Below are 14,722 nucleotides of genomic sequence, written 5' to 3' on the forward strand. Positions count from 1 at the left end.
GGAGCTGGAGCCCTGCGCATTTTGGGCGCATGTGGTTCATCGACATGCCGATCGTTGTCATTGGCGGACATTCGCGGAGTGTGGGCAAAACCAGCGTGGTGGCGGGGCTGATTGCCGCCATGCCGGAGCGGCACTGGACTGCTGTCAAGATCACGCAGTACGGGCACGGGATCTGCTCGGCGAATGGAGAGCGGTGCGATTGCGCCTCCGACGAGCACTCGTGGGAGATCACGGAAGAGCGCGACCGGTCGGGGGAGAGTGACACTTCGCACTTCCTGGTGGCGGGAGCGGAGCGCTCACTGTGGGTGCGGACGCAGCAGGGAAACCTGGCGGAAGCGATGCCGGCGCTGCGCAAGCAAATTGCGGGCGCGGAGAACGTGATTGTCGAGTCCAACAGCGTGATGAAGTTTCTGCGCCCGGACTTGTATATGACCGTGCTCGATTACGGTACGGCAGATTTCAAGGCAACGGCGCGGGAGTACCTGGATTTGGCATCGGCGGTGATTCTGCATGATGGGCCGCCGGATGCGCTCCCGGCATGGAGCGGGGTGTCGTTGAAGCTGATCCAAGGGAAGCCGGTGTTCCGGGTGCGTCCGCCGCAGTATGTGAACGAGCAGATCGTTTCGTTTGTGCGGGAGAGGCTGGGGACGGTGCGGCATTCATGATTCAGAAACTGGGCGCTGGGTGACATCTACAGACTTCTGCCTTGATCAGTACGTCAGATTTGTCTCGCTCGGACAACTTCAGGACTGACAAAGCGAGACTGACACGACGAAACGCCGCACTTAGGGGCAACGTACAATTCCGTCATGCGCAAGTTTGAGGTGCTGTTCGACGAGGGCGAGGCGTCGCCGGTGGAGGATGCGGCGTACGGGCCGTACGGACGGCTGGGATTTCCGCCGGTGCCGGCGGGCAGGCCATGGATTTTCTCCAACTTCGTGCAGTCGCTGGACGGGATTGTGTCGTTCAAGGGCAAGCACGCGGCCGGCGCGGACATCTCGCGCTCGCAAGAAGACCGCTGGCTGATGGACCTGCTGCGGGCGCACGCCGACGCGGTGCTGATCGGGGTCAATACTCTGCGAGACGAAACCGAGCTCGGGGAGCGGCCGCGTGGGCCGGTGTTCCGCATCATGGACCCGGAGTTGTGCCGGCTGCGGCAGAAGCTGGGGAAGCGGCGAGAGATGAACATCTTGGTCACCGGCGCGGCCACGCTGGATTTGTCGGCATTCCGGGTGTTCGATGGCGAGCTAGTGGACGCGGTGGTGGTGACCACAAATGCCGGGGCGAAGCGTTTGGCGGAGAAGCGCAGCCATCCGCACCTGAAGGTGATCGCCTCGGGCGGGGAGAGGTACGTGGACTTGCGCGAGACCGCCGGTCGGCTTCGGCGGGAGCTGGGTATCGAGTACCTGCTGTGCGAAGGCGGGCCGACGTTGTACGGATACCTGTCGCGCGCGGGGCTGGTGGACGAGAAGTTTGTGACCGTGTCGCCGGTGGAGGTCGGACAACTGACGCCGCCGGAACAGGAGAGATCGGTGGCGGATGAACGCAGCCCGTCACCGTATCGTCCCACGACATTCAACGCGCCCGGGTTTACCGTGGATAATGCGCCGTGGTGGAAGTGGGTGAGCTGCCGGAAGGTGGGGGAGCACCAGTTTTCGAGATACAGAAGGAAGTAGTTGCCAGTTTCTGGTTGCCAGTGACCGTCTCCAAAGCCGGCGCAGGAATCCGTTTGCAAGTGCCAGTTCGTAACCGTAGCGCTTACAAGCCGGCGCTGCGCAAGCGGTCCAGATTAATCTGCTCGGAGCGGCGGCGGAATAGATAACGCGCCACCAGAAGCCCGATCCAGAAATAAATCATTCGCCACATAACCGCTCTCCTTGCGAAGCGCTCCACCGTCCTTGGACGGGCGCGACCCGGCAGGATTGCCGGGCCGCGTCCATTTGGCCCTCGAGAGACGATGCCAGTCTCCAACTGCCGCGAAGGTATCGCGGCCACGGGACGCGGTAAAGATAGCGAGCGTAATCGCGTGGGAGTTACCTTTGTTTGTGGGCGGAGTCTCGATGGGCCGGCCTTCCAGTTCATCGGCGTTTCCTTTATTTCAACGGCAGCGCGGCGGGCAGGGCTCGAACGCGGGGACCTGAGTTACCGGCCTACCGCAACCCTGATCAACTGGGCGAGCTACATAAGAAAAAAGCCCCGGCGCCGGGGCTCTTTCTACGGGCCGCGATCTGGCAGCGATTACGGCCAGGTGATCTGCTTCATAAAGCCGGCCGTAGCCGGGTTGGAAGCCGGGGTGTGAGCGGCATCGCCCGTCGTTCCGGTGCGCGACATTTTGGTTTTGTCCACGATGTCGGTCATATTGATCTGAACAACGCTCTTGAAGCTACCGGCGAGTAGATAGCCGTAGGTCCGACCGTCGGAATTGTTGTGCACGATACCGACGGCGTGCGGATCGGTGGCGTAGAAGTAGCCGGTGAATGCGGTGGACACATCACCGTAGATCCAGTCGCTCAGGCCTTGCCAGCCGGCCGTGGCGTCGGCCGGATGGGCCGGATCGTCGAGCTTGCCCACACCCCAACTCGTGGAGAAGCCGGCCATGAACAGCGCGAGGTGACTGCTGCTGTCCACCGCCGAACCTGAGAATACGGGAAATGGGCTGGTTCCAAAGCTGACCAACTTTCCCGCGGTCGCAGGCAGAGCAAGCGTGTTCGGTGCTCCCGCCGCTCCCGCCGTCTTGGTTCCGGCACCCAGGTTGAGGAACAGCGCAGTGTTCGTATCCTCGTAGGTGAGGATGCCAACTTGCAGTCCGGTATCCACGGAGTCGCCGTCAATGTCGAGGTCCCAGCTCGAGTTGAAGCCGGTCGGCAGGCCCGACAGGAAATCCGCCACATAGGAGACGGGCGTGGTCGTGGAGCTAATGTCTATGAACTGGATGCCTTGGTAGTTGCCACACAGCAGGAAGTTGTGCGTCGTGTCGCCGCCGAGGTTCTCCGCCAGGAACAGGTTGGTGGGAACCGGCACCGGCGTGCCGAGCGTGGGCGGGCTGGTGCGCAGGTCGAAGAAAGCGTAGCCATCGGCAGTCGCCAGCCACACGCCCGCGCCAGCCACCGGGATGCCGCCCGCGATGAAGGCCGAGCCGCCGCTAAAGCCGACGGGGAATGTCGCCGCTATCGGCAGGTCAGCTTCGTAGTCAATCAACCCGGCAGGAACTGAATTATCGGTAGGTGGAGTGCCCGTCGCCAGCATCTCGGCGTTAACCACTGCGATGTGCTTGCTCCCATAAGCGAACACGACCGCCTGGGCGTGTGCCGCGGTGCCGATGACCGGGATGACTCCGCCGACCGCCTGGTTCTTAAACGCTGTCGTGTACAGCCCCTTCCAGGACTTGGCTGTGGGAGCGGTGGGATCGGTGACGTCCGCTACTGCAACCCCCGACGTGTGCGCCGCAATGAACACATACTGATGGCCGCTGAAGCTCAACTGGCCGATAGCGCCCGAACTGGATGCTCCGATGCCGGCCGAGGGAGGCGTCGCCGGGCTGCTAGCGATCGCAGCCGAAATGGCGCTGACGACGGAGGAAACCGTGCTGATCATCGAGGGTGGCGGCGGCGAGCCCGCGGGCACGCCATTCTCCTTGGTCAATTCGGTGTTCGGGCTGGTCACATAAGTCTGCACGCAACTTAAGAAGTCAGTGTCGCCGGCATATTGGGAAAGAGGGATGCCGGGAGTGCCCGTGCCCGGGATGAACACCTGCGCCTTTGCGCCGCCCTTCAGGCCGAAGCCGTCGAAGACGCCATCGGCGATGTCGGCGCCGAGCGCCTTGACGAAGTTGCCGGGATCCACGGTCGGGAACGCGGCCAGGGCTTTGTGCGCGCACTCCAGCATGGCGCCACTCAGCAGGCCGACTTTGAAGCCGTCGGTACTGGCTGCGCCGATACTGCTCGTTGGGGTTGTTTTCTCGGGGTCGCTCTTGACGCCCCAGTGGCCGCTGATCAGGGTTTTCATGGTGGCGTGGGTGCTGGAAGCGGTGCCGCCGGCAGCCAGGGTCTTGATCGAGCTGGCGCTGCCGCCGAGCGCGGCTTGAGTCGCCGAACTGATCATGTCGGTGATGGGGGTGATCGCCAGACCGCTGACACTGACCGAGCCATCGTCAAGGAGAGTCGCGAGCGTGATGGTGTTTACGATCGGCGGATTGGTGACGTTGGTTTCGTCAACGTAGGTGCCGCCGCTGACTTCCACGCGCAGCGGAGCGCCGGCCGTGGGGAGCGACGACAAGGAGACGCTGAAGACGCCGTTGGCGTCGGTCTTGCCTGTGCCCAGGGCGGCGCCGACGTCAGCGCCGGTGCTCGGACTTACCGCGAAGATACTTACGCTGGCGCCGTTGAGCAGGCCTTTGGCCGCGGTGCCTGCGATCACCACGGGATTCGCCGCCGTCAGGTTGGCGGTGGTGGTCGAAGTGGCCGACCCGGGATCGGGGTTCTTCACGGAAAAGGTGACACTGCCCGCGCTGGTCACCGTGACCGTAGCGGTCAGAGAGGTCGGGCTGGCCACGGTTGCCGCTACGCTGCTGCTGCCGAAGACGACTTGCGCGCCGGAAACAAAGTTGGCGCCGGTGACGGTGATGCCGGTGGCAACCCCCACCAGCAGGCTACCGCCGCCGGTGACGGCGACGCTGGTGACCGTAGCGATCGGATTCAACAGCGACAGCGAGACTCCGGCCGAGGTGACGCCCCCCGCGCTGGCGGTGATGGTCACGGTGGTCGGATTCGCCAGCGCGGTGGCGCCCACCGCCGGCGGAGTGTACTTGCCGATGCTGTCAATGGTTCCGGTGGTGGCGCTGCCGCCGGCGACCCCGTTCACCGCCCAAGTGTAGCCGCCACTGCCTCCGGTGGCCGTGAATTGCACCGCGGCATCGCCCAGACGCGCACTGGAGCCAGCCGAAGAGACCGTGATGGTGGAAGTCGCAGTGGAGGAGGAAGAAGACAAACGGCCCGAAGGAGTGAATCCACAACCTGCCAGCCACGCAGTGGCGAAAATCGCGAGCAGCACCAGACACACTTTGCGCATGAGCGTCTCCATGACACCACGTCCAATTCTCTGCGCAATGGCCAATTCACCGGCCACTGCGAACCTGGTCGGTCTAGGGCTTGGGGGGAATAATGCCGGCCATGACCGGCATGGGTGTGATGTTTGTCACCTTATCGTGTGACAAAGCTGGTGTCAATCTTGACCAACTCGATAATGCGCGCCGCTGATCCCAAGCGGATGCGGCCACCAGGAGCGCGGGTTGCGGCCTCAGCGCCCATAGCGTCCCATGAGTTCGCCGCGGGCGACGGAGTGACCCCGCATGGCCCGTTCGAGTTCGCCGCGGCCGGCGCCCGCTTTCAATCCCAGCACCGTGTCCAGCGCATACAAGCGGAAGAAATAGCGGTGAGGCTTTCCGGGCGGCGGACAGGGGCCGCCGTAGCCCAGTTTGCCGAAGTCATTGCGCCCCTGATTTCCGCCGGCGGGCAATTGCGCGGTCTTGGGCGCATTTTCCGCCAGTTCGCGCGCCGCGGCGGGAATGTCCCACAGGAGCCAGTGGGTGAAGGTTCCGCCGGGAGCGTCAGGATCGTCAAGGATCACGGCAAACGATTTGGCGGAGGCGGGTACGTCGCTCCAGGCCAAGTGGGGGGAAATATCCCCACCGTCGCATGTGTTCCGTTTTGGGAATTCGCCGCCGGGGGGAATCATTTTGCTATTGACCTGCATGGCTGCCTCCGTGTTGGCGGCCGCAGACGCGGCCGCGGGGCGCGCGGAGGATGCTCCGGGACCGCGCCAACCCCTGATTTCATGCGCCTCCGCCCCAGTCCGCGTGTACACCGCCACGGTGAGCAAGGTCACAAAGAGTATGGACATGGGCCACATCGTGGGATCATTTCACCAGAACGTCTCCGGCTTGCCAAGGGGCGGATGCGTGGCGCAGCGAAGCCAGTGTTTATGAGGGTAGCAGCGGGTTGCGACGAACGCTCGTTCGGCGCACCGAATGAGCGTTCGAACGATATTCCTTGACGCCCATCGTAAGATGGAATGTCACAGGGGGTTGTGTCGTGTTATCACCTTATGGACTTGACATCATAGAAAGCTGCTTCACCTGTAAGCTGAGGGCGGACAGAATTTTCTGCGATTTGCCCACAGCCGCCCTGCAATCATTCGAAGCCATTAAATATGCCAGTGCGTATCCGAAGGGCGCCGTGCTGTTTGTCGAAGGCCAGGCGCCCCGCGGAATCTTTGTTCTCTGCAAAGGGCGGGTGAAGCTCTCCATTTGTTCCACCGACGGAAAAACGCTGATCCTGAAAATCGCCGAACCGGGCGAAGTCCTCGGGCTCAGCGCCACCGTTTCCGGCAAACCATACGAACTCACGGCGGAGACGATCGATCCCTGCCAGGTGAACTTCGTCAAGCGCGAGGATTTCCTGCGCTTCCTGCGCGAGCACAGCGAAGCGTGCTTCCGCGTAGCCGAGCAATTGAGCGACAAGTACAACACCGCTTGCCACGAAATCCGCTCGCTGGGGCTTTCGCACTCGGCGGCGGAAAAGCTGGCCAAGCTGCTGCTGGAGTGGAGCTCAAAGAACGGGGAAGCGGCCAAGCAGGAGCCGCGCGTGAAGATGGCGCTCACGCACGAGGAGATCGCACAGATGATCGGCACCTCGCGCGAGACGGTCACGCGGCTGTTCGCCGAACTGAAGAAGCGGCAGATTGTGCACGCCAAGGGGTCGACGCTGCTGATCCGCAACAAGGCGGCCTTGAAGGCGCTGGCCAGCAGCTAGGCCGCTGTGCAAGCTTGCCATCGCTCCGCCGCGCGCCTCCGGATGCAGCGGCGGAGAGACGCTTTATTGTTTTCCCTCGCAACCCCGCCCGGGACGCGCCTCTTGGGTTACGCATCACCATAAACAGTGATAGGAATCACTGTTTTGGCTCGCCGCAGCAAGCATCATTCCAGTGTTATGGAGAGCGCAAAGGATCATAGCTGCTTCGCCTGCGAGTTGCGGCCGGACCGCGTATTTTGCGATCTTCCCGCCGAAGCGCTGCAGGCATTCGACGCCATCAAGAGCACGACGGTGGTTCCGCGGGGTGCGACGCTGTTTGCCGAAGGCAAGCAGCCGCGCGGCATTTACGTGTTGTGCGAGGGCCGCGCCAAGCTCTCGGTTTGTGCCGACAGTCGCAAGCGCCTGATGCTGCGCGTGGCCGGGCCGGGCGAGGTGCTGGGGCTGAGCGCCTGCATGTCGGGCAAGCCGAACGAAGTGACGGCGGAAATGGTGGACACCTCGCAGGTGGCGTTCGTACGGCGCAAGGACCTGCTGCACTTCTTGCGCGATCACCGCGTAGCCTGCCTGCAGGTCGTGCACCTGCTGAGCCAGGACCTGCACCAGGCTTACGACCGGGTGAGGTCGATCGGGCTGGCGCGCGCGCGCCGTCCGCACCCGCTGCACTTGTCCGCGCATGCCGCGGAGCACAGCAACTGACAAGTTAGCATTGCGCAAGCGCCCGCTGCGGCGGGCGTTTTTTCCTGCCTGGAAGGGCGGGGAGAGTTTTGCACAGAAGCAGCCGGAAAGCGCAAAGCACGTCACCGAGCTATGTGAGCGATCTCACAGCCTCTCCGCCCATGGATATCCGATGCTACCTGTGCCGTCCGGGGTCCGATGCGGATCCGCCCCGGTTCTGCCTAGGAGCTAATAGCAATGAACGAATTCAAAAATCATAAGCGGTTCGCGATCTCCCTGGCCGCTGTGATGCTGGTCATGCTCGTGGTGGCCGGCGTCAGCGTCGCCGGCGAGCTGCCCAAGGCGGCTCCCGCCCCGGCCGCCGACAGCGACTACGTCGGCAGCGATACCTGCATTACATGCCATGATGATCAAAACCGCCGCTTCAAGAATACTGTGATGGGGAAAGCTTTTGCGAATCCCCACACAGCCGACGAAAAACTTGGATGCGAGTCTTGCCACGGACCCGGCAAGGCTCACGTGGAAGCCGGCGGCGGCAAGGACACCATCCCCATCACTTATGGCAAAGACACCAAGACCTCAGTCGAGGAACAGAACCAGTCTTGCGCGCAGTGCCACAAGAGAGGCAACCGCATGTTCTGGGCCGGCAGCCCGCACGAATCGCGTGGTATGCGGTGCGTCGACTGCCACCAGGTCAAGCAGCAGCTAAAAAGGTCCTTGAGCGGCGAGGCATTCTTGACGGAGCCGCTGAAGGACACCGGAGGTCTAGTCAAGCCCGAGACCGAGCTCTGCCTGCAGTGCCACCAGATGCGGCGCGCGCAACTGCAGCGCTCTTCGCACATGCCGTTCCGGGAAGGCAAGGTTACTTGCACGAGCTGCCACAACCCGCACGGTTCGCCCAATCCGGCGCAACTGAAACAGGCCACCGTGAACGAGAACTGCTATAGCTGCCATGCCGAGCGGCGCGGCCCCTTCCTGTGGGCGCATCAGCCGGTGACGGAAAACTGCGACTCCTGCCACGAGCCGCATGGTTCCTTCAATCCGCAGTTGCTGAAAGCGCGCATTCCGCGGCTCTGCCAAGAGTGCCACAACGAATTCGCGCACGGGACGGGCACCATCGGCTACCCCCTGGGTAACGTCTCCGCCAAGGGCCAGCCCATGGGCTATCCCAACAAGACCTTGAACCGTGGCTGTGCGAACTGCCACTCCAAAATCCACGGGACCAACGCCCCGTCGGGTACGTTCTTCCTGCGCTAGGAAAAAGGAGAGAGAGCAATGAAAATATTCAAGCTGTTTGCGCTTTGTACACTGCTCGCGCTCCTGCTTGTTCCGGCGGCGGTTTTCGCCCAGGAACAGGCGGCTCCCGAGCGCGGCGTCGTGGAGTTTGGCTTCCGCGGGGTTACGGGCGAGGTTTACGGTCGCACTTTCCCTGCATCAACGGCGTTACCCGGATCAACCTTCAGTCCCGATGTGTTGAACTCCGGCCTTAACACTTATCAGGATCACAGAAGCGGCTTCTACATTCCGAAGTTCAACGCCTTACTGGACGGCATTTTCGGCTCCAACAACTACCTCCGGATTCAGTCGGCCAGCAACGGCTTTGCCTTTGAGGGCGGAGGAAGTCTGACTCGAGATCAGAGCGTACTGGTTACGTTTGGTCAATACGGACATTACAAGATGCAATTCCGCTTTGACGAAACGCCGCACATCTTCAGCGGCACCACGCGTACGCTGTTCAGCAGTAACGGCGCGGGCGGGTGGACGCTGCCTGCGGGCGTGCAATCCACCACGTATGCCTGCCTCAACGGAACACCAAACGCCGGCGGGATAACGGGATGCCCGATTACGAATCAAATGTTTGCGGGCTTTACCACGAGCGCCGCTAATAGCGCTATCAGAACCAACGGCACCATATCGAGCTTGGTGGCCGGCGGCCTGGTAGCAGGCGTGGATGCGCAACCGTTTACCCAGCAGGAGAGCCGGAAAGCACTTACCGGTTCGATGAGCTGGAACATCACACCCGACGTGAACGTGAACGCCTTGTTCTCGCGGGAGCACCAACTCGGCACGCGGCCGATTGGCTTCGTGATGGGCAACGGCTCGACCGGCTATGCGGCCGAGGCGCCGGAGTCGATCGACTACTACACCAACAATGTGAAGATCGCCACCGAGTTCGGCCGGAAGAACTGGGACGCATCGCTGGGATACCAGGGGTCGTTCTTCCAGAACGACACTCCCAGCATGGTGGTGGAGAACCCGTTCTCGACCGTGTACAACAACACGACGGTGGGACCCGCCACGGGACGGATGGACCTGTACCCGGACAATAAGTACCAGCAGTTTGTGGGCCAGGGTGCAGTCCAGATTGGCAAACACATCAGCTTGATGGCGAATGTCACCCCTGGGTGGATGTCGCAGAATGCGAATTTTCAGCCTCTGACGACCAACACTTATGTGAACTTAACTCCAGATCCTGGTTACCCCGCTTTCCTGCCGGCGCAGAGTCTGAACGGCAAGGTGGACACGCTGGCCATGAACTACACCGCGGTATTGAAGGCAACGAAAGACCTGAAATTCGTAGCCAAGTACCAGCATTACAAGTACGACGACGGCACTCCGGAAATGCTGGTCAGGCCGGTCATAGCCGATACGGCATTCCTGACCAGCTTCCACGGTGCGACAGCCTGGTTTGACCCGCTGCATCCAGCGGAGAGCCAGCTCGCTGCCGCTACCAATTCACCAACGGTCGCGAACTATAGATACTATGCCCCCTCCGAACACAGCTCGTTCACGACCAGGCTGTTCGATATCGGCGGTACATGGTTCTTTACCAAGAAGAACTCGGTGAAGTTCGGCTACCAGCGGGGCTGGACCGACCGCACCCAACGCGAGGTTGCCGAGAGCATCGAGGACTCGGTATACGCTGCCCTCGACATGCGCCTGCGCAAGGATCTGACGTTCCGGGTTTCGGGGCGTCACCAGAACCGCGTGCCGCAGGAGTACGAGATCGACACAAGCAACTACTATTCCCGCATGTTGGATCAATCGTCACGCGTTCGTAACCGCGGCGATGTGTCGCTGCAGTGGGATGCCACTCAGAAGCTGAGCCTCTCGGCCTTCTGGGGAACGTTGCAGGACAACTACAACCAGCGCGGCGGAGTCAACAGCCCGGTGCCGCTCGGCGACGCCACGTATAGCGCAGGGACCGGCGTTCCGACACCGATCTATGGACCGTATTACGCCTACGGGTTGCTGACCAACGTGGGGCGCAACTACGGCGTGGATGTCAATTACGCGCTCACTCCAAAGGTCGTGCTGTTCGCGGAGTATGCGCGTGAGAAGAACACCGGCATCATGATCGAGGGCAGGGGACTCAACACCCCCGCAACCTGTACACCCACGGGGGCCGGCTTCGTTTATCCGAGTTCCTGCGACCCAATCAACGACCTGCTGACCGCTCCCAAGGATGTGGTCAACAGCTATTATGGCGGAGTGGATGTCACTGCCTCCAAGAAGCTCGACTTCAGCCTGTATTACAGCTTGTCGCTGGCGCAGAGCTTCAATTTTAGCGATGGCGTGAACTGCCAGATCGGCAACGGCTGGACCACAGGGACCTCCCGTTGCGACACGCAATTCACTAACTGGAGCCTGGATCAGGCTGCCTATCCTGCCGTGAATTTCGGTTATCCGCAGAACGTCAACCGGATTCATGAGGTGGGCGTCGTTACCAGGTTCAAGCTGACGGATAGCCTAGTACCGAAGTTCCAGTACGTGTTCCGGCAGTTCGCCAACAACGATTGGCAGACCGGCGCTGTGAATCCTTACAGCTTTGCCGGGACTACCGCTGACTCGGGCGGCGCGACTGCGTTGCAGAAGATGCTGTTCCTGGGCGCGGATCAGCCGTCGTACCGGGCGCACGTCTTCACGGCTACGCTGGAGTACCACTTCTAGTTCTGTAGTTTATGTAGTCTTAGGCGAGGGCGGCCCACCGGCCGCCCTCGGTTTTTTCCGCTGCCGCAGTTGGACGCAACGCCGCCATCCCGAAAATCGGCCGCGATAGGGGACGAATGGTCCGACCCACCGGTGATGCGGCTCACGGCGAAATGTGACGCACATGGCGGGGGTGATTCATGTCACGTTCAGGGGTGAGGTGTCTCACAGCCGCATGTTCGCCGATTTGAGAACGTAGTGTTGGCCCCGCCTGCCTGACCTGCGTCACCGGCGGCAGGTTGCCGGGGCCGAACCCGGGCGAGCGAGTAGGTGCTGGATGAAGGTATCGCGACAAACCGGCGGCCGCAGGCGCACCTTGCCGGGGCTGTTGTTGTTGACCACGGTCTTACTCGCCGCCGGCGTGGCCGCGCGCGCGGCGGAAGACCCGAACGAAACCTGTTTTGCCTGCCACAGCGACAGGACGCTCACCACCAAGCGCGCTGGGCGTACCGTGTCGCTCTACGTGGAAGCCAAGAGGTTCCAGGGTTCCATCCACGGCTCGCTGCCCTGCACCAGTTGCCACGCCGACCTGGAAGGCAAGGAGCTGCCGCACGAGACGCCGCTGAAGCGTGTGGACTGCGGTACCTGCCATGGCGAGGAGGCCAAGCAGCACGCCCGGTCGCTGCATGGACGGGCGGTGGCGCGCGGAGACGCGCTGGCGCCGCGCTGCGTCAACTGCCACGGAAACCACGACATCCTTTCGGTCAAAGACCCGCGCTCGCCAGTGTCGCCGTTGCAGGTGCCGTTTACCTGCGGCAAGTGCCATCGCGAGGGCACGCCGGTGCAGACGCAGCGCAAGATCGAGCAGCACAACATCATAGAGAATTATGCGGAGAGCATGCACGGCGAGGCCCTGCTGAAGAAGGGCCTGGTGGTGGCGGCGAACTGCGCGTCGTGCCACACGGCGCACAACATCCTGCCGCATACCGATCCCAACTCCTCGATTGCGCGCGCCAACATCGCCAAGACCTGCACCAAGTGCCACGCCCAGATCGAGGCGGTGCATCGCAAGACGATCAAGGGCGAGCTGTGGGAGAAAGAGGCGCACGTGCTGCCGGCGTGCGTCGATTGCCACCAGCCGCACAAGGTGCGCAAGGTCTTCTACACCCAGGGCATGGCCGACGCCGACTGCATGCGCTGCCACGGCAACGCGAATCTGAAGTCGCACGACGGCCGATCGCTGGCGGTGAATGCCGCCGAGGTGGCGTCATCGCGTCACGCCAAGGTGGCTTGCAGCCAGTGCCATTCCGAGGTCAACGCCTCGCGTGTGCGCCCCTGTGAAACCATCACGTCGGCGGTGGACTGCTCGAAATGCCACGAGCAGATCGGGCAGGACTACCAGCGCAGCCTGCACGGGCAGCTGTTCGCCAAGAAAGACCCCAATGCGCCCGTCTGCAAGGAATGCCACGGCACGCATAAGGTGCTGGGAAAGCATGATCCCCAGTCGGTGACCTTCGCCACCAACGTGCCCACGCTTTGCGCTCGTTGCCATCGCGAAGGCAAGAGGGCGGCGGTGCGCTACACCGGAGTGCAGCACGAGATCATCCCGCACTATCAGGAGAGCATCCACGGCAAGGGCCTGCTGAAGAGCGGGCTGACAGTGACGGCCACCTGCACCAGTTGCCACACCGCGCACCGCGAACTGCCGAAGTCGGACCCTGAGTCCACGGTCAATCCGAAAAACTTGCCCGCGACCTGCGGCCAGTGCCACCACGGCATCCAGGAGCAGTTCGTCAACAGCGTGCACTCGCGCACCGTAACCAGCACCAAGGAAGAGCTGCCGGTGTGCAGCGACTGCCACAGCGCGCACCAGATCCGGCGCGCCGACGAAGACGGCTTCAAACTCGACATTATGGCCAAGTGCGGCCGCTGCCACGCCGAGATCGCGAAAACCTACTTCGACACTTATCACGGCAAAGTGTCGCGGCTGGGCTACACCAAGACGGCCAAGTGCTACGACTGCCACGGTGCGCACGACATCCTCAAGGTCACCGACCCGCGCTCGCACCTGAGCCGCGCCAACGTAGTGGAGACCTGCCGCAAGTGCCACGCCGATGCGACGCGGCGCTTCGCCGGGTATCTGACGCACGCCACGCACCACGATCCGAAGAAGTACCCGTTCCTGTTCTGGACGTTCTGGGGCATGACGTCGCTGCTGGTCGGGACTTTCATCGCCGGGGGCGTGCACACGCTGTTGTGGCTGCCGCGCGCGTTCCAGATGCGGGCCGAACTGCGCGCCGAGGAGGCCAAGGAAGCGGCCGAACTAAAAGGGCGAGAGGAGAAGCGCGATGGCGACCGTTAAAGAGGAAATGGAAACCGTCGTGGCGCAACCCAACCCCGCGGTTGCTATCCCCGCCGCGGCGCACGAGACGGCGGTAATTGCGAGCGACGAGTGGGGGCCGGAAGCGCCGCCCGACCACCGCGAGTTCGTGCGCTTCACCCGCCTGCACCGCGCCCTGCACGCCTGCATGATCGTCAGTTTCATTACGCTGGCACTGACCGGCCTGTCGCTGAAGTTCTCCTTCACCGGGTGGGCGCGGTTCCTGTCGCGCATGCTGGGCGGGTTCCAGGCCGCCGGCTTCATCCATCGGACCGCCGCGGTGATCATGTTCGCCACCTTCATCGCTCACATCGTGGACCTGTTCAAGCTCAAGAAGCGCGAGTACGGATCGTGGAAGGCGCTGCTGCTGGGGCCCAATTCCATGATCCCCATGAAGCCCGACTTGCTGGAATTCATCGCCACCATGAAGTGGTTCGTCGGACTGGGCCCGCGGCCGCAGTACGGGCGCTGGACGTACTGGGAAAAATTCGATTACTTCGCCGTGTTCTGGGGCGTGTTTATCATCGGCTCCACCGGCCTGACGCTGTGGTTCCCGGTATTCTTCACGCGCTTTATTCCCGGCTCGTTCATTAACGTCGCCACCATCATTCACAGCGACGAGGCGCTGCTCGCCACCGGCTTCATCTTCACCGTCCACTTCTTCAACACGCACCTGCGGCCGGAAAAATTTCCCATGGACACCACCGTCTTCACCGGCCACATGAAGCTGGCGGAGTTGAAGCGCGACAAGCCGCGCGAGTACGAGGCGCTGCTGGCGAGCGGGCGCATGGAGCGGCACCTGGCCGAACCGCATCCGGCGATCGTGGTGAAGACCATCCGCGTGTTCGCGTGGATGGCGTTGTCCATCGGGTTCAGCATCATTGTGTGGATCATCTACGCGATGCTGTTCGCGTACCGGTAGGCGCCG

At 62.4% G+C, this 14,722-nt stretch carries 10 protein-coding genes; 8 read left to right on the forward strand and 2 right to left on the reverse strand.

The features are described from left to right. The first annotated feature begins 44 nt into the window (after window positions 1-44). Together LAN64_08750 and LAN64_08755 are read left to right on the forward strand one after the other, a co-directional pair. On the forward strand, window positions 45-665 hold the full coding sequence (locus LAN64_08750) for a hypothetical protein (GenBank protein MBZ5567924.1): 621 nt from the start codon (window positions 45-47) through the stop codon (window positions 663-665). A gap of 144 nt (window positions 666-809) precedes the next feature. Beyond that, window positions 810-1,676, forward strand: a complete 867-nt coding sequence (locus LAN64_08755; GenBank protein MBZ5567925.1) for a dihydrofolate reductase family protein — start codon at window positions 810-812, stop codon at window positions 1,674-1,676. Window positions 1,677-2,238: 562 nt separating this feature from the next. Here the strand turns inward: LAN64_08755 and LAN64_08760 are convergent. Together LAN64_08760 and LAN64_08765 are read right to left on the reverse strand one after the other, a co-directional pair. Then, window positions 2,239-5,067, reverse strand: a complete 2,829-nt coding sequence (locus LAN64_08760) for a hypothetical protein (protein ID MBZ5567926.1) — start codon at window positions 5,065-5,067, stop codon at window positions 2,239-2,241. A 228-nt stretch (window positions 5,068-5,295) separates the two neighbouring features. Next, entirely contained in the window at window positions 5,296-5,751 is a 456-nt protein-coding gene (locus LAN64_08765; protein ID MBZ5567927.1) for a YbhB/YbcL family Raf kinase inhibitor-like protein, read from the reverse strand. A 338-nt stretch (window positions 5,752-6,089) separates the two neighbouring features. Between LAN64_08765 and LAN64_08770 the strand changes: the two genes are divergently transcribed. The 6 genes from LAN64_08770 to LAN64_08795 all read left to right on the forward strand — a co-directional run bounded on the left by LAN64_08770 (window position 6,090) and on the right by LAN64_08795 (window position 14,716). Beyond that, the gene (locus tag LAN64_08770) at window positions 6,090-6,809 is read left to right on the forward strand and encodes a Crp/Fnr family transcriptional regulator (GenBank protein MBZ5567928.1); all 720 of its coding nucleotides are present in this window, start codon (window positions 6,090-6,092) and stop codon (window positions 6,807-6,809) included. 177 nt (window positions 6,810-6,986) lie between these two features. Then, the gene (locus tag LAN64_08775; protein ID MBZ5567929.1) at window positions 6,987-7,505 is read left to right on the forward strand and encodes a cyclic nucleotide-binding domain-containing protein; all 519 of its coding nucleotides are present in this window, start codon (window positions 6,987-6,989) and stop codon (window positions 7,503-7,505) included. A gap of 276 nt (window positions 7,506-7,781) precedes the next feature. Continuing rightward, on the forward strand, window positions 7,782-8,741 hold the full coding sequence (locus tag LAN64_08780; GenBank protein MBZ5567930.1) for a DmsE family decaheme c-type cytochrome: 960 nt from the start codon (window positions 7,782-7,784) through the stop codon (window positions 8,739-8,741). An 18-nt stretch (window positions 8,742-8,759) separates the two neighbouring features. Then, window positions 8,760-11,435, forward strand: a complete 2,676-nt coding sequence (locus LAN64_08785) for an MtrB/PioB family outer membrane beta-barrel protein (protein MBZ5567931.1) — start codon at window positions 8,760-8,762, stop codon at window positions 11,433-11,435. Window positions 11,436-11,751: 316 nt separating this feature from the next. Then, a complete protein-coding gene (locus LAN64_08790; GenBank protein ID MBZ5567932.1) occupies window positions 11,752-13,776 on the forward strand; it encodes a hypothetical protein in 2,025 nt (674 codons plus the stop codon). After that, the gene (locus LAN64_08795) at window positions 13,763-14,716 is read left to right on the forward strand and encodes a cytochrome b/b6 domain-containing protein (protein ID MBZ5567933.1); all 954 of its coding nucleotides are present in this window, start codon (window positions 13,763-13,765) and stop codon (window positions 14,714-14,716) included. The genes LAN64_08790 and LAN64_08795 overlap by 14 nt, the downstream gene beginning before the upstream one ends. Window positions 14,717-14,722 lie beyond the last annotated feature (6 nt).

The sequence above is a fragment of the Terriglobia bacterium genome, from assembly GCA_020073185.1.
In the GTDB taxonomy this organism is placed as follows: Bacteria; Acidobacteriota; Terriglobia; order Terriglobales; family Acidobacteriaceae; genus JAIQGF01.

Coding starts and splice junctions, on each gene's coding strand:
- LAN64_08775 (MBZ5567929.1), top strand. CDS start 6,987: ATGGAGAGCGCAAAGGATCATAGCTGCTTCGCCTGCGAGTTGCGGCCG.
- LAN64_08790 (MBZ5567932.1), top strand. CDS start 11,752: ATGAAGGTATCGCGACAAACCGGCGGCCGCAGGCGCACCTTGCCGGGG.
- LAN64_08755 (MBZ5567925.1), top strand. CDS start 810: ATGCGCAAGTTTGAGGTGCTGTTCGACGAGGGCGAGGCGTCGCCGGTG.
- LAN64_08750 (MBZ5567924.1), top strand. CDS start 45: ATGCCGATCGTTGTCATTGGCGGACATTCGCGGAGTGTGGGCAAAACC.
- LAN64_08780 (MBZ5567930.1), top strand. CDS start 7,782: ATGCTCGTGGTGGCCGGCGTCAGCGTCGCCGGCGAGCTGCCCAAGGCG.
- LAN64_08795 (MBZ5567933.1), top strand. CDS start 13,763: ATGGCGACCGTTAAAGAGGAAATGGAAACCGTCGTGGCGCAACCCAAC.
- LAN64_08785 (MBZ5567931.1), top strand. CDS start 8,760: ATGAAAATATTCAAGCTGTTTGCGCTTTGTACACTGCTCGCGCTCCTG.
- LAN64_08760 (MBZ5567926.1), bottom strand. CDS start 5,067: ATGCGCAAAGTGTGTCTGGTGCTGCTCGCGATTTTCGCCACTGCGTGG.
- LAN64_08765 (MBZ5567927.1), bottom strand. CDS start 5,751: ATGCAGGTCAATAGCAAAATGATTCCCCCCGGCGGCGAATTCCCAAAA.